The organism is Paraburkholderia sp. MM5384-R2, from assembly GCF_014201025.1.
Classification (GTDB): Bacteria; Pseudomonadota; Gammaproteobacteria; order Burkholderiales; family Burkholderiaceae; genus Paraburkholderia; species Paraburkholderia tuberum.
On the sequence record NZ_JACHDI010000023.1, the window covers coordinates 59,259 to 74,758 of the forward strand.

A 15,500-nucleotide genomic window follows, 5' to 3' on the forward strand; every position below is an offset into this window, starting at 1 on the left:
TCCCATCGCTATGACTCTGAACCGAAAACTGGCGTCCATGATCGCCGTTCTGTGGGTCGGCCTGATCCTGATCGGCGCGTTCGGCGCGTGGCAGAACCGCGCATCGATGATCTCGGACCGACGCGAGCAATTGCGCTCGTTGATCGAAGAGGCAAACCACGTCGTCGGCCACTACTACTCGCTCGCCCAGCAGCATGCGCTGTCCGAGGACGACGCGAAAAAGCAGGCGCTCGCGACGCTCGGCGCGATGCGCTACGGCAAGAACGGCTATTTGTCGATCAACGACTCGCAGCCGGTCATGCTGATGCATCCGATCAAGCCCGAACTGATCGGCAAGAACCTCGCGCAGTTCACCGATCCGGCCGGCAATCATCTGTTCGTCGATATCGTCAACTCGGGCAATCACGACGGCGGCGGCTTCGTCGATTATTTGTGGGCCAAGCCCGGCAGCGAGCAGCCCGTCGCGAAGACCAGCTACTCGATGCACTTCGCGCCGTGGGACTGGTACCTCGTGACCGGCATGTACATGGACGACGTGCAAAGCGCGTTCTATCGCAACCTGCTGCGCTGGCTCGCGATCACCGTCACGCTCGGTGCGCTCTCTACGGCCGTGATGCTGGTCGTGCTGCGCAGCATCCGCCGCTCGCTCGGCGGCGAACTCGAAGTGGCCGTCGAGCACGCCCGGTTGATGGCGCAAGGCAACCTCGCGACGCCGGTGCCGATCGAGCCGCACGACCAAAGCAGCCTGCTGCATGCGCTGCGCACGATGCAGGCGGGACTCGTCGACACGGTCTCGCGAGTGCGCCAGGGCACCGAGAACATCAACGTCGGCGCGACCGAAATCGCAGCGGGCAACACCGACCTGTCGCAGCGCACCGAGGAGCAGGCGGCGGCGCTCGTGCAAACCGCGTCGAGCATGGATCAGATGACGGTGAACGTGAAGCAGAACGCGGACAGCGCGACCCAGGCCGCGCAACTCGCGAGCGACGCAGCGAACGTCGCGACGCGCGGCAGCCGCGTGGTCGACGACGTGGTGCGCACGATGGGCGAGATCACCGCGAGTTCGCGGCAGATCGGCGACATCATCGGCGTGATCGACGGCATCGCGTTCCAAACCAATATCCTCGCGCTGAATGCCGCCGTCGAGGCGGCTCGCGCCGGCGAACAGGGTCGTGGCTTCGCGGTGGTCGCGGCCGAAGTGCGCAGCCTCGCGCAGCGCTCGGCGACGGCCGCCAAGGAGATCAAGGCGCTGATCGAAACCTCGACCGATACCGTCGAGACCGGCTCGTCACTGGTCGCCAACGCGGGCGCGACGATGGGCGAGATCGTGCAGTCGGTGCGGCGGGTCAACGAGATCCTCGAAGAAATCAGCCACGCGTCGCGCGAGCAGAGCGCGGGCATCGAACAGGTCAATCGCGCGGTCGGCGAGATGGATCAGGTCACGCAGCAGAATGCGGCACTGGTCGAACAGGCCGCGGCCGCCGCGCATTCGCTGAAGGACCAGGTCGGCGTGTTGCGCGACGCGATTGCGAGTTTCGCGTTGCCGGCTTGAGCTTGCCCCGCCGCGCCCGCAACGGGCGCGAAAAAAGAAGGCGCCCCACAGGCAGGGAGCGCCTATTCAACACGCCGCGTCGGAGTCGACGCATCAATCGAACGAATCAGCCGCGCGGATTTTGCAAGTCCGCGCGGCTTTTCGTTATCAAGCTTCGGCTCGGCTCGCCTTTGCTCCAGCTCGAACGCACCTCCTTTCACACTCCTCGCATTTAAATTACGTTTTATTTACAATCGGCCCGGCGACAGTCCTTGCCGCCAGGCCTCGTGGCTTTGGCGGCCTCGTTCAATCGAAAGTACATGAGGTCCGCTGCCCGCCGCCATGATCCGCCAGAAAAAACCGCCGTCGTCCGATCCCTATGCCTTGGCCGCGAAGAACCCGCTGCTCGATGCGCGACTACCCGCGTGGCGCTCGAAGTTCGTCGTGCTGCTCGTGTTCGGCGCGTTCGCGACGCTCGCGCTCCGCGCGTTCTGGGTGCAGGTCGTGAATCAGGACTTCTACGTCGACCAGGGGCAGAAGCGCTATCAGCGCCTGCTCGAACTCGACGCGACGCGCGGCCGGATCGTCGATCGCAATGGTTCGCTGCTCGCGGTCAGTCTCGCGACCTATGAAATCTGGGCCACGCCGAAGCTCGTCGACGAAAGCGCGTTCGCGCCGCTGGCAAAGCTGCTCGATCTGCCGCTCGCGGAACTGCGTCGGCGTCTGAACGGCGAGCGCAGCTTCGTGCTGCTCAAGCGCCAGGTCGATGCCGACACTGCCGGGCATCTGTCGCGCCTCGGGCTCGCCGGGATCACGCAGATCGGCGACACCAAACGCTTTTATCCCGAGGGCGAGTCGGCCGCGCACGTGGTCGGCTTCACCGACATCGAGGACAACGGCCAGGAAGGCGTCGAACTCGCCGCCAATGCGCAGTTGCAAGGCGTGCCCGGCCACCGCGAGGTGATCCGCGACCGGCTCGGCCGCGTGATCTCGGAGACGCGGCCGCTCGTGCCCGCGCGCAACGGCGCCACGATCCAGCTGACGATCGACCGGCGCATCCAGCAACTCGCATACACACAGCTCAAAGCCGCGATCGCGCAGCACCGCGCCGAAGCGGGCAGCGTGGTCGTGCTCGATGCGCGCAACGGCGAGATCCTCGCGCTCGCCAACTACCCGAGCTTCGATCCGAACGACCGCACGCACCTGTCCGGCCGGCAGTTGCGCAACCGCGCGGTGATCGACACGTTCGAACCGGGCTCGACGATCAAGCCGGTGGTCGTCGCACTGTCGATCGACGAAGGCAAGGTGCGGCCGCAGAGCATCATCGATACCGCGCCCGGCTGGTATCGGATCGGCCCGGCCGTGATTCACGACACGTCGAATCACGGCGCGATGACGGTCGCCGAGGCGGTGCAGAAGTCGAGCAATATCGCGCTGGCAAAGCTCGCGCTGAATCTGCCGGCCGAGACGATCTGGACCAAGTATCGGCAATACGGGCTCGGTCTGAAGCCCGAGCTGCCCTTCCCTGGCGTGGCCGCCGGCAAGCTGCGGCCATATAAACGCTGGCGCCCGATCGAACAGGCCACGATGGCATATGGCTACGGGCTGTCGGTATCGCTGCTGCAAATCGCGCAGATCTACACCGCCTATGCCGGCGACGGCGCGCTGAGGCGCGTGAGCCTGCTGCGCGAGCCGCTCGACGCGGACGGCCCCGCGTCGTTCGCCGAGCGCGGCGAATCGGTCACGACGCCCGGCACCGCGCGCGCGATCCGCAACATGCTCGAAATGGCCACGGGCGACGGCGGCACCGGACGCGCCGCGACCGTGGCGGGTTACCGCATCGGCGGCAAGACCGGCACCGCGCGCAAGCAGATCGGCGCGGGCTACGCGAAGAACCGCTACCGCGCGCTGTTCGTCGGCATGGCGCCGATGAGCGATCCGCGCCTGATCGTCGCCGTGATGATCGACGATCCGGCTGGCAAGGCGTTCTATGGCGGCACGGTCGCTGGACCGGTGTTCAGCGGCGTGATGGGCGGCGCGTTGCAGCTGCTCGGGGTGCCGCCGGATGCGGCAGGAGTGTGACGCGTAGTTAGTGTTAGTTACGGTCGATCAGCCCTGCTCATCGAGCGCATCGACCTGCGCCTCGATACGATTGCGGCCGTTGCGCTTGGCCTGATACATCGCGCGATCGGCCTCGTCCATCAACGCCTGACCGAGCGACATCGCCTCGGCCGGGCTGCCGGCGACCACGCGCCCGGCCACGCCGATCGACACGGTCAATGCAATGAGCTCGCCGTGCTCGTCGCGCACGTCGAGATTCTCGACCGCACGCCGCACGCGTTCCGCGACGGTCAACGCGTCGCTGCGATCGCCTTGCAGCAGCGCGGCGAACTCCTCGCCGCCATAGCGCGCGACGGTGTCGCCAAGCCGCACCTGCTGTCGCACGCAGGCGGCCACCGCCGCGAGCGCGCGGTCGCCGGTCTGATGGCCGTGGCTATCGTTGATGCGCTTGAAACCATCGATATCGATGAAAAGACACGCGACCGGCACGCGATAACGGGCCGCGCGCATCAACTCCTCGCGCAGCCGTTCGTCGAAATAGCGGCGATTCGCGAGGCCGGTCAGCGAGTCGGTCATGCCGAGCTGCTTGAGCCGCTCGCGATGCGCGACGTTGTCGAGACTCGCGGTGACGATGCTCGCGAAGCGCTCGAGAATGTCGGTGGCCATGCCTGCGCCGAAGCGCGCGGGGTCGTCGCTGCCGAGGCATAGATAGCCGCTGACGCTCGTGCCCGCGGCGAGCGGCAGCAGGATCGCGCTGGCCGGCACGTGAGCTGGCGCGGCACCGAAGAACGCGCGGCGCGTGTCGTCGTCGAGTTCGCCAGGGCGGCCGAGCCACGGCCGATCGTCTTCGCACAAGGATTGCGCGACGAGACCGCCCTCGCGCGACGTCTTCAGCTGCGCATGATCGAGCGCGCGCAGGTTGCCCGGCTCGAGCAGTTCGAGCAGCATTGGCGCGCGCTCGTCGAGCCACAGCACCACGTTCGCGAGCGAGAACTCCCGCGGCAGATGGCTGAACAACGTATCGAGAAACGATGCGAAATCCTGCGCGCCGATCAACCGCAACTCGACGTTCTGGAAGCGGCGCAACGTGCGCTCGTTGTGCTGCACGGTGTCGACGAGCGAGCGAAGGCGCTCGGCAAGCGGCGTTTGGGCGAGATTCGTCACGGTATCAGTAAGGCGGCCCTGAAGGCGAAGCGGGGTCGACGCCCCAACTCTACTGATAACGGCCGATCCGCCGGCGTCTTGAGGGCAGGCTCGCGACGTGTCGGCCGGCCTGCCAGCGTTCATGCCCACTGTTGTCAGCTCTCGCTTGCATTCACTTGCACTCGCTTACACGCAATGAGATCCGTTTGCGTAATGATTGCGGTTCTTAAGTTTCGCTTAATTGTTCCCTGCAAGTATGTGGCACATCCCCTGTTGAGCCGCCAGAACATCGGCGGCGCTTTTTCTTGAGGGGTGCCAGAAGCGCGACCGAAAACGGTTACGCGCACAAGAAGGAGGTAAATCATGGTTGAAGAGATGGTAGTCGAACACCTGCGTGCGATGCCCGGCCATGAATGGACTCGCCAGATTCATTCCTGCAAGGTCTCCGATCCGCTGCAACCGCCATGGGGCCGTTCATACCGGCTCGTCGAATGGACGATGAAGCACGCGCCCGAACCGAGCCGTCGCGTCGTTCCCGCCGAAAGTACTCCGCTCGAAATCGCCCAGGCCGTGGTCTCTCACGTGCCGGGTCGGCGCTTCTGCCAGCAGGCTGATTAAGCGCTCCCGCTGACGTTCAATGACGCGCCGCGATCGCGTCGCAGTGGTCCAACGCGTCCTCCAGCCTGTCATTGCCCCAGAACATCTCCCCGCCGACAAAAAACGTCGGCGCACCGAAAATCCCCTTGTTGATGGCCCGTTCGGTCTGCTCGCGCAAGCGGAGCTTGTTCGCATCGCTTTGCGCGGCGTCGATCACGCTCTGCGCCGGTAAGCCAAGCGAGTCGAGCGCGTGACTGACGACATCGATTGAACCGATGTCGCGGTCGTCGACGAAATTCAACTGCATGATCTTGCGGCACCAGGCACCGATCCACGGCTCGTTCGCACCCAGCAGCGCGACACGCATCGCGAGAAGCGCCGCGCGCGGAAACGTGCTGGGGCGCTTGAGCGCAATGCCGTATTTGCGGCATTGACGCTCCATGTCTTTCCACACGTACGCGCCTTTTTCTTTCTGCAGTACGAAGGGCGAGTTGTCGAAACCGAGCTGGCGAAATACCGGACCGAGCAGAAACGGCCGCCAGACGATCGTCACGTTGCGCGCGGCCGCCAACGCTTCGATCCGCATCATGCTCAGATAGCTGTAGTTGCTGCCGAAGTCGAACCAGAACTCGATTGCGCGCGCCGTCGAAGTTGCGTCTTCATTCATCGCTGTCTCCTGAATCGGGCGTGCCATGGCATCGTCGCCTTGCAATGCTTAACAGTCGCGTCGTTGGGTCGCTGATCCTGCTGACGTCGTCCTGAACTCGCGCTTCAGGACTCAGCGTGTTTGCACTGCCACGCGCAGGCCGAGCGAAATGAACAGCACACCGATGAGCTTGTTCTGCCAGCGCGTCAACCACGTCAAACGCTTCACGAGTTTGCCCAGCGGCCGCATCGTCAGGACGATCAGCGTCGTATAAAGCGCGCTCATGGCAACGAAAATCAGCCCGAGTGTCGCGAACTGCAGAAACGTCGAGCCATGTTCGGGGCGCACGAATTGCGGCAGAAACGCAAGGAAAAACAGCGCGGTCTTCGGGTTCAGCACTTCGGCGGGAATCGCCTGCAAGAACGCCTTCCAACCCGACACCGGCGCGACGACCGGCAGGTGCGCACTCGCCTGCTTTTCGCGCAACGCGCGAATGCCCAGATAGACGAGATACGCGGCACCGACGAATTTCACCGCATTGAAGGCCAGCGCGGACGTCATCAGCAGCGCGGAGAGGCCAACCGCGGCGCCCAGCGTATGCACGAAATCGCCGGCTGCGATACCGAGACCGGTCAGAATGCCGGCTTTACGTCCGCCGTGCATGGTGCGCGTCAAAACTAGCAGCACGGCCGGGCCTGGAATCAGAAAGAGCCCGAGCACGACGGCAACGAAGGTCCCCAACGTGGATAGGTCGAGCATGTCGTCTCCTTGCGACGCGCGGGGTCTAAATGATGGGCGCGCTCTCAGCGGACCATTGTAGACGAACCCGCGAAGCTGCCCTTGCGCCTCGCTGGCACCGACGATCCGTTACCATGAGGGACATCGCGCCGCCTACCGCGTGCTTCTTTTCATCCACCGACGTTTCCGCCTTGCCCACCTATACCCTGCCCGCGCCACTGAGCGCGGAACTCGAGATTCGCAAGAGCCGCTTCATCGCGCATGCGATCCCGGTCGCCGATCGCGATGCCGCGATGGCCGAATTGCAGCGTCTGCGCCACGAACATCCTGCCGCGACGCATGTGTGCTGGGCGCTGCTCGCGGGCGGCCAGTCCGGCATGTCCGACGACGGCGAACCGTCCGGCACCGCCGGTCGGCCGATTCTCGAAGTGCTGCGGCATCACGATCTGGATGGCGTGCTTGCGGCGGTCGTGCGCTATTACGGCGGTGTGAAGCTCGGCGCGGGCGGTCTGGTGCGCGCGTACACCGATGCGATCGCGTCCGCGCTGCTCGACGCGCCGCGCGTCGAGAGGATTGCCCAGGTGTTGCTGGGCGTCGAAGTGAGTTATGCCGACGAAGCCAAAGTCCGTCGATGGATGGACGCCGAAGGCTATGCGCTCGTGGACAGCGCCTACGGCATGCTGGTGAAGATGACGATGCGCGTGCCCGCCAACGCACTCGACGACGCCAAGGCAACGCTGATCGATATCACGCAAGGAAAGGCCGGCTTTTTCTGAACGGCTCAGGTCCGGGCCTGACGCGGGCAATTCCGGAAACATCCGTTTGAAAGTTCGACGGTCCGGTTCGCTGCTACCATGCTGTTCTTCACCGGCATGACTCCACTGAAAAGGGCAACCCCTCTGACTTCGACCGCCGCTTTCTCCCGCATGGCTGCTGCGCGTTCGCCGTTGAGATCCGTCGTGCTCAAGGGCTGCGGCGCCATACTGCTGCCCACGCTGCTTTCCGCGTGCTCGTGGTCATGGTTCGGCCTGAACAGCAGCGCCAGCGCAACGCACACGAAGACCCACGGCACCGGCTCGCTCAGCGTCGCCCCTGCACGCGACTTCGCGTATCTGCCCGCGCGCGACGGTCATATCTCGCCGAACCGCATCGAAAATACCGGGATGACCGGGCTCGTGCTGAAGGAGGACGTCAGCCTCGTGGTGCGCAATGGCGTCGCGAATAGTCTGCGAGTGGCCGGTTTTCGTATCGACGACAACAAACGCGTGCTCAGCGGCAGCATCGAAACCTTCACGGTGGACGATACGCGCTCGCCGGCGCTGTGGACGCTGAAGATGCACTACGTGGTTATCGATGCGGCGACCCAAAAAGTCATGTACACGTCCACGCGCACCGTGAAGCAGAAGTCGCCGAAATTCACCAGCAACACGATCGCGATCGAAGACACGGTCAAGCTCAGCGTCGAGACATTGATTGGCGATCCGGGCTTTATCAAGGCGGTGAACTGAGCACGCGGCCAGCCGAGGCGCGGCGCGGTTTCGCTACAATCCCGGTAACGCAGCGCGCGCGATCCTCCGCGCGGTGCATCGTGATCTCCCGTTCGGAATGCAAGCCGTCATGTCCCTTACCGCCTGGCTATTCTTTTTACCCGCCTGCTTCGCCATCAACCTCGCACCCGGGCCCAACAACCTGCTTTCGATCAACGTGGCCGCGCGTCATGGCTTCATGAAAGCGTTCGTCGGCGGCAGCGGCCGGCTGCTCGCCTTCGCGATGATGCTCGCACTGGCCGCGACCGGTCTCGCGGTCGTGCTGCATGCGTCCGAGTGGATCTTTCTGGCGATCAAACTCGCGGGCGCCGCTTATCTGATCTGGCTCGCGATCCAGTTGTGGCGCAGCGACGCACCCGCCATCGATACCTCGCAACCCCAGGAGGCCGCGCTCTCGCGCATTGCCAGGCACGAGTTTTTCGTGGCGGCGGGCAATCCGAAGGCGATTCTGGTTTTTACCGCGTTCCTGCCGCAATTCGTCGACGTCGCGCAGCCGATGCTGCCGCAATTCGCCGCGCTCGGCGCGAGCTTTCTAGTACTCGAATGGGTGGCGATTGCATTGTATTCGTGGGCCGGCATGTATCTCGGCAAATGGCTGATGCGCGCGCAGATCCGCCGCTGGTTCAATCGCTGCTGCGGGGGATTTCTCGCGGCAATCGGCGTGAGTTTTCTGCTGGTTCGGCGCGGCTGAGGTATCGAGGCCGACAGTCGAAGCAGCATTCACATCGCGGTCTTGTCATAACGAATAACTTATACATCGACGGAGAAACTTTAACTATCAGCATTCGTCGCGCCACCTTATGCTCGAACCGTGACCGGCCGCGAATGACTGCAATGCGGCATTGGGCGAACGGCTTTTTCATCGTCACGGAGCGACATCATGAAGATCTGCATCTTCGGAGCGGGAGCGATTGGCGGTTTAATGGGCGTGCAATTGGCACGCGCCGGCGCGGACGTCAGCTTCATTGCGCGCGGCCCGCATCTGGCCGCGATGCGTGAACACGGCGCGCGCCTCATCATGGATGGCGAAACGTTCAGCGCGCCGGTGCGCTGCACGTCCGATCCACGCGAACTCGGCGTCCAGGACTTCGTCATCGTGACGCTGAAGGCGCATTCGCTGCCTGGCGTGGTCGATTCCATGCAACCGCTACTCGGCAAGCACACGGCGATCGTTACCGGCGTGAACGGCATTCCATATTGGTACTTCTACCAGCACGGCGGGCGCTTTGCCGGCACTCGGCTGACGAGCGTCGACCCCGACGGTTCGCAATGGACCAGGCTCGGACCCGAGCGCGCGATTGGCTGCGTACTCTATCCGGCGGCGGAAATCGTCGAACCGGGGCTGATCAAACACGTGTACGGCAAGAAGTTTCCCATCGGCGAACCCAGTGGCGAGAGCAGCCCGCGCATTCAGCAATTGCACGAGATCATGCAGGCGGCCGGCTTCGAAGCGCCGATTCGCGACAACATTCGCGACGAAATCTGGCTCAAGCTATGGGGTAATCTGTGCTTCAACCCGATTAGCGCATTGACGCATGCAACGCTCGATGTGCTCACGAGTGACCCGGGCACGCGCGCGGTCTCACGCACGATGATGCTCGAAGCGAAGCGAATCGCGGATCAGTTCGGCGTGCACTTTCGCGTCGACGTGGAAAGACGTATTGATGGCGCGGGTGCGGTCGGTGCGCACAAGACATCAACGCTCGTCGATCTCGAGCACCGCAGGCCGATGGAAATCGATCCTTTATTGACCGTCGTGCAGGAAATGGGGCGACTCGTTGCCGAACCGACACCCACTATCGACGTCGTGCTCGCACTGATCAAATTGCGCGAGAAGATGGCTTTACAGGGCAATTGACCGAGTACTCGTCAATTCCTTTTCGTCGTGCAACACGACCTGAAGGATCGGATGCCATGCATCCGATCCTTTTTCGCATTTGCCGCTATTGATCGATCGCCACCCACACCGCCTTCGGTTCCGTGAAGTTCTCGATCGCGACATCGCCATGCTCGCGACCGAAGCCCGAATCGCCAGCACCGCCCCACGGCAAACGCACGTCCGTATAGCCGTAGGTGTTGATCCACACCGTGCCCGCCTTCAGGTCGCGCGCCACGCGATGCACGCGGCTCAAGTCGGCGCTCCACACGCCTGCCGCGAGACTGTACGACGTGCCATTGGCGATTCGGATCGCGTCCGCTTCGTCGTTGAAACGGATCACGCTCGCCACGGGCCCGAAGATTTCTTCCTGCGAAATACGCATTTCGTGCTCGACATTCGCGAACACGGTTGGCTCGACGAAAAAGCCGCGATTACCGACGCGCGCGCCACCCGTCACGAGCGATGCGCCTTCCGAGCGTCCCGTGTCGACATAGCTCAATACGGTCTTCATCTGCGCGGCCGAAATCAGCGGTCCCATCGACGTTTCGCGCAGCGCGGGATCGCCGACCTTGATCGACTTCGCGCGCGTGGCCAGACGCTCGACCACTTCGTCATACACGTCGCGATGCACGAGTATCCGCGACCCGGCGGAGCACACTTGCCCCGTATTGAAGAACACGCCCGACGCCGCGGCTCGCACCGCATTGTCGAGATTCGCGTCGGCAAAAATCACGTTGGCAGACTTGCCGCCGAGTTCCAGCGTCACGCGTTTGAAGTTGCCCGCCGCGCCCTGCAGGATGCCTCGTCCGACCGAAGGCGAACCGGTGAACGTGACCTTGTCGATACCGGGATGCGAGACCATCGCGTCGCCCACCACGCTGCCTTTGCCGGTGACGATGTTGAGCACACCCGGCGGCACGCCCGCTTCGAGCGCCAGCTCGCCGATGCGCAACGCGGTGAGCGGCGTGATCTCGGCGGGCTTGACGATCAGCGTGCAACCGCATGCGAGCGCGGGCGCGATCTTCCACATGCCGATCATCAGCGGAAAATTCCACGGCACGATTGCGGCGACCACGCCGACAGGTTCGCGCAACGTATAGGTCAATGCATCGGGACGCGTCGGCACCACCTGGCCGTTGATCTTGTCGCACCAGCCTGCGTAGTATTCGACGGTATCGATCGCGGCGGGCACGTCCTGACGCATCACCGCGCCAATCGGCTTGCCGCCGTCGAGACTTTCGAGCGCGGCGAGTTCTTCCATGTTCTCTCGCATCAGGCCCGCGAGACGTTGCAGGATGCGCCCGCGTTCGGCGGCCCGAATCGAATTCCATACTTTCAATGCGCCGCGCGCGGCGCGCACCGCGGCATCGACGTCGGCGGCGCTGCCTTGCGCCACCCGTGCGATCGGCTCCTCGGTCGCGGGGTTGATGTCGACGGAATATTCTCCGGTGCCTGGCGGCATGCGCTTGCCGTCGATCAGCAGATCATGGTGCCTGAGATCGGTCTGGATTTCCATCATGAAGCTCCTTGAGTAGGACGTTATGTGGTTGACTGACGGCGCATCGATCGAATGCCGCGCGTCGCGCAAGCTTTTTGGTCGGCCCCTGTCTAAGGTTCCGGCAACAGGCTTTGCCGCACGGACCGCCAGTTGAAGCTTGGCGTCGCGGCTGCGGCAGGCGCTTCGTTCGCGATCGACGAATGATCAGTCGTCGACGCAACGAACTGCGCCCACGCAGCAGCCGCATTGGGACGAAGCGAGCGATTTCTGCGGTGCACGAGCACCGTCGTCAATGCCGTTTCGGGGACCAGCGGACGACTCACCAACGAAGCGCCCGGCGAAGGCCAATGCGCATCGACAGGCAATACGCCGACACCCAGTCCCAATTCGACCATGCGCGCTACCGTCGCAACGTGTCCGAGTTCCTGCAACGGCCGGCGCTTCGATCCGTTCGCGGCGAGTACCGGTGCGAGCGCGGCGCGCACGCCAGTATCGGCATTCAGCGTTATCAGCGGACATTCGCGCAACGCGTGCCATCCGATGCTGTCTTGCCGCGCTAGCGGATGCGCGGATGGAAGCACCGCATGCAGTGGCGTAGTGAAAAGTACCTGAGCGTGCAGTAGAGGACTATCGACAGGTGCAGTCACACAGACCGCGCCGAAATCCACCTCGCCCTGCTCGACACTGGCCAGTACGCTGCTTTGAGGTTGATCCTTGACCGATACGACCAGCTCGGGAAAAACCGACGCGCATTGCGCCAAAGCCTGGGGCACCCAGCCCGATGACAACACCGGATTACTCGCGAATAAGACGACGCCCGTGTGTCCGTCATAAGCAGCGCGCTCTTCGAGCAGCGTCAACTCGATTTCGTCGAGCAGCCGGCCAATTCTTCTCTCGAGACTCGCACCCGCATTCGTCAGTTCGACCTGGCGTGTCGTGCGATCGAACAGCTTCAATTCGACCGCGTCTTCCAGTTCACGCACGCAACGGCTCACGGCCGACTGCGTCAGATCGAACTCGCGCGCCGCGCGCGTGAAACTGCGCTCGCGCGCGACCGCGACGAATACCTTGAGTTGCTGCAGCGAAACATTCATGGCGTCGGTTCCGGGCGCGCGACGCTCACGTTATTCGCCAGACTGTTCGGGCCAGTGACTCATTCGCGACGCATTGCCATTGCCATGACCCGCGACGGCCAGCGCGCCCTGAGGTTCGTTGTGCGATTCGATCCAACGCTCGCGCATCGGCTTAAGGATGAACTTCGCGGAAATGCCGGCTGCGATCGTGATGACGGCGGCAAAGACGAAGACAAGGCTCCAGCCGCCCGTCGCCGCGAGTACGGACGCGATCGGCACCAGCAACGAGGCCGTGCCCTTCGCGGTGTACAACGTGCCGGCATTGGCGGCCGCGTACTTGCTGCCGAACGTATCGGCGCAAGTCGCCGGGAAGATCGAGAAGATCTCGCCCCAGAACACGAAGATCAGCGCGGCAAAGACCATGAACGCATACGGATTGCTGCCGAACTGCATCATGCCGAGCAACGCGAGCCCCTCGCCGATGAAGATCACGAACATCGTGTTTTCACGGCCGATCTTGTCGGAGATGAAGCCGCACAGCGGACGCGTCAAGCCGTTGAAGATATTGTCGATCGACAGCGTGAGGGTCAGCAGCGGCAACGTCGCGCCGAAGACCGTCATCGGAATGCGCGCTATGCCCCAGTCTTTCGCGATCGGGCCGATCTGCGCGGTCGCCATCAAGCCGCCCGCCGCGACCGCGACGAACGACGCGTAGATCACCCAGAATACTGGCGTCCTGATCATCTGGCGCGAGGTGAAATCGACCTTCGACACCGCGAAGCGGCTCTTGCGTACCCCTGGCTGACGCAAGATCGGCCGCGTCAGGAGCATCGCGAGCAGCAGAATGCTGACGCCTTGCACGATGCCGAAGAACAGGAACGTCTCTTCATAGCCGCGGCGCGTAATCATGTTCGCAATCGGAATCACCGTCAGCGCCGCGCCTGCGCCAAAGCCCGCGGCCGTCAAACCCGCGGCGAGACCGCGCCGGTCGGGAAACCATTTGAGCGCGTTGCCGACGCATGTTCCATACACACCGCCCGCGCCTATCCCGCCAATCACCGCGGCGAAATACAACATGCCGAGCGTGGTCGCATGCGAATTGAGAATCCACGACAAACCCGCGCATACCGCGCCGGCTGCCACCACCGGGCGCGGCCCGAATCGATCGACGAGCCAGCCCTCGAACGGCACGAGCCACGTCTCGGTCAGAATGAAGATCGAGAACGCGAGCTGGATCGACGCCTCGCTCCAGTGATGCCGCGCATGCATAGGAGCCACGAATAACGTCCACGCATATTGCAGATTCGCCACCAGCGCCATGCATACCATGCCGATGACGAGTTGCCACCATCGGTTACGCCAGGACATACGGGTCGTCGATTGCTGGGTGATATCGTTCATGAGCCTTGTCTCCACTATTTATTTAGTGCAGCCGGCTTACGCGCCGCGCTGGATGTGTCCCGCCTTATCGTTATGGCCCGAGAACCTCGCTATTCGGGAAAAATCTCAATTGACGCTTTTGTGTTTCCGCAGATCCCCAGAACTCGTCTTCTATAAAATTCTTGCTTTATTCCGACCAGAACCACGCTTCAGCCGGTAAGCATTACGGGTTATTCCCCGCTATTGAGTCCGCCACACCACATATCTATGCGTTAACCCGCGTATTACAGCGGCTATTCGGCTTGTTATAGGTTTCATGCTAGGGTCATTGCTGAATTACTCATAATTAAAGTTTGTTATTATGTTGATTCACGTTTCCTTATACATCGACCATGACGATGCGCAATGCAACGCTGCGGCAACTGAAGGTCTTTGAAACGGTAGCGCGCCACCTGAGTTTTTCGCGCGCCGCGGAGGAATTGCATCTGACTCAGCCGGCCGTTTCCACCCAGGTCCGGCAACTCGAGGAACATGCGGGGCTGCCTCTGTTCGAGCAACTCGGCAAGAAGATCTATCTGACGCCGGCCGGCACGGAAATGCTCCACTACAGCCGCGCGATCATGCAGCAGTTCCATGAAGTCGACGAAGCGATGAGCCAGTTGAAGGGCGTCTCCGGCGGCAAACTGAATGTTGCGGTGATTAGCGCGGGCGACTATTTCTTTCCGCGCCTTCTCGCCGAATTCACGCGTCGCTATTCGGGTGTGGAACTGAATCTCGCGGTACACAACCGCGAAGAACTGCTTCATCAACTGGCGACCAATCAGACCGACCTCGCGGTCATGGTGCGTCCGCCGCACGAAACCGACGCGACCAATGAACCGTTCGCGCCGCACCCGTACGTAATCGTCGCGGCGCCCACTCATCCGCTTGCGCACAAGCGCAATATCCGCTTCAGTCAACTCGCGAACGAAGCGTTCATCGTGCGCGAACGCGGCTCGGACACGTGGAATTCGATGGAAGAAGGTTTTGCCGGCCGGCTGTCCAATCTGAAGATTGCGATGGAGATCAAGAGCACCGAGACGATCAAGCAGGCGGTCATCGCCGGCATGGGCATCGCGTTTCTGTCCGCCCATACGATCAGCCTCGAATTGCAACTGGGTCATCTGGTCGTGCTCGACGTCGAAACCTTTCCGATCATGCTCAATTGGTATGTCGTGCATCGGAAGAACAAGCGTCTGCCACCGGTTGCCGTCGCCTTCAAACGCTTCCTGATGGAGGAAGGCGCCAATCTGATCGAAAAGATCACCCGCGTGAAGGAACTGAGCGTGCATAAGCCGTAGGCTATGGAAAGCCAATAAAACTTTAACTATTGCAAATTGATCGCGACTTCTATGCTGCAAGCGAGTT

14 protein-coding genes are annotated in these 15,500 nt (G+C 62.7%); 8 read left to right on the forward strand and 6 right to left on the reverse strand.

Annotation, left to right across the window (positions count from 1 at the left end; genetic code table 11):
• The first annotated feature begins 10 nt into the window (after window positions 1-10).
• Both HDG37_RS29290 and HDG37_RS29295 read left to right on the forward strand, forming a co-directional pair.
• Window positions 11-1,552 (forward strand): methyl-accepting chemotaxis protein, encoded by a 1,542-nt coding sequence (locus HDG37_RS29290; protein WP_184053703.1) that lies wholly within the window; start codon window positions 11-13, stop codon window positions 1,550-1,552.
• A 321-nt stretch (window positions 1,553-1,873) separates the two neighbouring features.
• Complete coding sequence (locus tag HDG37_RS29295) at window positions 1,874-3,613, forward strand: penicillin-binding protein 2 (RefSeq protein WP_184053706.1); 1,740 nt, start codon at window positions 1,874-1,876, stop codon at window positions 3,611-3,613.
• A 27-nt stretch (window positions 3,614-3,640) separates the two neighbouring features.
• Here the strand turns inward: HDG37_RS29295 and HDG37_RS29300 are convergent, their stop codons facing one another.
• Window positions 3,641-4,756 carry a diguanylate cyclase gene (locus tag HDG37_RS29300; RefSeq protein WP_184053710.1) on the reverse strand — a complete coding sequence of 372 codons (1,116 nt, stop codon included), beginning with the start codon at window positions 4,754-4,756 and terminating at the stop codon, window positions 3,641-3,643.
• Between the two features lie 342 nt (window positions 4,757-5,098).
• Here HDG37_RS29300 and HDG37_RS29305 point away from each other — a divergent pair, with 342 nt between their 5' ends.
• Window positions 5,099-5,353 carry a DUF2866 domain-containing protein gene (locus HDG37_RS29305; RefSeq protein ID WP_090809319.1) on the forward strand — a complete coding sequence of 85 codons (255 nt, stop codon included), beginning with the start codon at window positions 5,099-5,101 and terminating at the stop codon, window positions 5,351-5,353.
• 16 nt (window positions 5,354-5,369) lie between these two features.
• Here the strand turns inward: HDG37_RS29305 and HDG37_RS29310 are convergent, their stop codons facing one another.
• Window positions 5,370-5,999: a 2-hydroxychromene-2-carboxylate isomerase gene (locus HDG37_RS29310; protein ID WP_184053713.1), complete on the reverse strand. Its 630-nt coding sequence runs from the start codon at window positions 5,997-5,999 to the stop codon at window positions 5,370-5,372.
• 111 nt (window positions 6,000-6,110) lie between these two features.
• Entirely contained in the window at window positions 6,111-6,737 is a 627-nt protein-coding gene (locus HDG37_RS29315) for a LysE family translocator (protein WP_184053717.1), read from the reverse strand.
• 113 nt (window positions 6,738-6,850) lie between these two features.
• On the opposite strand from HDG37_RS29315, the gene HDG37_RS29320 reads away from it, so the two are divergent.
• The 4 genes from HDG37_RS29320 to HDG37_RS29335 all read left to right on the forward strand — a co-directional run bounded on the left by HDG37_RS29320 (window position 6,851) and on the right by HDG37_RS29335 (window position 10,121).
• Window positions 6,851-7,492 (forward strand): YigZ family protein, encoded by a 642-nt coding sequence (locus HDG37_RS29320; RefSeq protein ID WP_260335115.1) that lies wholly within the window; start codon window positions 6,851-6,853, stop codon window positions 7,490-7,492.
• Window positions 7,493-7,642: 150 nt separating this feature from the next.
• Window positions 7,643-8,224: a hypothetical protein gene (locus HDG37_RS29325; RefSeq protein WP_184053720.1), complete on the forward strand. Its 582-nt coding sequence runs from the start codon at window positions 7,643-7,645 to the stop codon at window positions 8,222-8,224.
• A 109-nt stretch (window positions 8,225-8,333) separates the two neighbouring features.
• Window positions 8,334-8,954, forward strand: a complete 621-nt coding sequence (locus HDG37_RS29330) for a LysE family translocator (RefSeq protein WP_184053723.1) — start codon at window positions 8,334-8,336, stop codon at window positions 8,952-8,954.
• Between the two features lie 189 nt (window positions 8,955-9,143).
• A complete protein-coding gene (locus tag HDG37_RS29335) occupies window positions 9,144-10,121 on the forward strand; it encodes a 2-dehydropantoate 2-reductase (RefSeq protein WP_184053726.1) in 978 nt (325 codons plus the stop codon).
• A gap of 85 nt (window positions 10,122-10,206) precedes the next feature.
• Here the strand turns inward: HDG37_RS29335 and HDG37_RS29340 are convergent, their stop codons facing one another.
• The 3 genes from HDG37_RS29340 to oxlT form a co-directional block, all read right to left on the reverse strand.
• Window positions 10,207-11,658 carry an aldehyde dehydrogenase family protein gene (locus HDG37_RS29340; protein ID WP_184053819.1) on the reverse strand — a complete coding sequence of 484 codons (1,452 nt, stop codon included), beginning with the start codon at window positions 11,656-11,658 and terminating at the stop codon, window positions 10,207-10,209.
• 92 nt (window positions 11,659-11,750) lie between these two features.
• The gene (locus tag HDG37_RS29345; RefSeq protein ID WP_184053729.1) at window positions 11,751-12,734 is read right to left on the reverse strand and encodes a LysR family transcriptional regulator; all 984 of its coding nucleotides are present in this window, start codon (window positions 12,732-12,734) and stop codon (window positions 11,751-11,753) included.
• A 30-nt stretch (window positions 12,735-12,764) separates the two neighbouring features.
• On the reverse strand, window positions 12,765-14,114 hold the full coding sequence (gene oxlT / locus HDG37_RS29350) for an oxalate/formate MFS antiporter (RefSeq protein WP_184053732.1): 1,350 nt from the start codon (window positions 14,112-14,114) through the stop codon (window positions 12,765-12,767).
• Window positions 14,115-14,485: 371 nt separating this feature from the next.
• On the opposite strand from oxlT, the gene HDG37_RS29355 reads away from it, so the two are divergent.
• Window positions 14,486-15,433, forward strand: a complete 948-nt coding sequence (locus tag HDG37_RS29355; RefSeq protein ID WP_184053735.1) for a LysR family transcriptional regulator — start codon at window positions 14,486-14,488, stop codon at window positions 15,431-15,433.
• Window positions 15,434-15,500 lie beyond the last annotated feature (67 nt).

Coding starts and splice junctions, on each gene's coding strand:
- HDG37_RS29315 (WP_184053717.1), bottom strand. CDS start 6,737: ATGCTCGACCTATCCACGTTGGGGACCTTCGTTGCCGTCGTGCTCGGG.
- HDG37_RS29340 (WP_184053819.1), bottom strand. CDS start 11,658: ATGGAAATCCAGACCGATCTCAGGCACCATGATCTGCTGATCGACGGC.
- HDG37_RS29310 (WP_184053713.1), bottom strand. CDS start 5,999: ATGAATGAAGACGCAACTTCGACGGCGCGCGCAATCGAGTTCTGGTTC.
- HDG37_RS29305 (WP_090809319.1), top strand. CDS start 5,099: ATGGTTGAAGAGATGGTAGTCGAACACCTGCGTGCGATGCCCGGCCAT.
- HDG37_RS29325 (WP_184053720.1), top strand. CDS start 7,643: ATGGCTGCTGCGCGTTCGCCGTTGAGATCCGTCGTGCTCAAGGGCTGC.
- HDG37_RS29320 (WP_260335115.1), top strand. CDS start 6,851: ATGAGGGACATCGCGCCGCCTACCGCGTGCTTCTTTTCATCCACCGAC.
- HDG37_RS29290 (WP_184053703.1), top strand. CDS start 11: ATGACTCTGAACCGAAAACTGGCGTCCATGATCGCCGTTCTGTGGGTC.
- HDG37_RS29295 (WP_184053706.1), top strand. CDS start 1,874: ATGATCCGCCAGAAAAAACCGCCGTCGTCCGATCCCTATGCCTTGGCC.
- HDG37_RS29330 (WP_184053723.1), top strand. CDS start 8,334: ATGTCCCTTACCGCCTGGCTATTCTTTTTACCCGCCTGCTTCGCCATC.
- oxlT (WP_184053732.1), bottom strand. CDS start 14,114: ATGAACGATATCACCCAGCAATCGACGACCCGTATGTCCTGGCGTAAC.
- HDG37_RS29345 (WP_184053729.1), bottom strand. CDS start 12,734: ATGAATGTTTCGCTGCAGCAACTCAAGGTATTCGTCGCGGTCGCGCGC.
- HDG37_RS29335 (WP_184053726.1), top strand. CDS start 9,144: ATGAAGATCTGCATCTTCGGAGCGGGAGCGATTGGCGGTTTAATGGGC.
- HDG37_RS29355 (WP_184053735.1), top strand. CDS start 14,486: ATGACGATGCGCAATGCAACGCTGCGGCAACTGAAGGTCTTTGAAACG.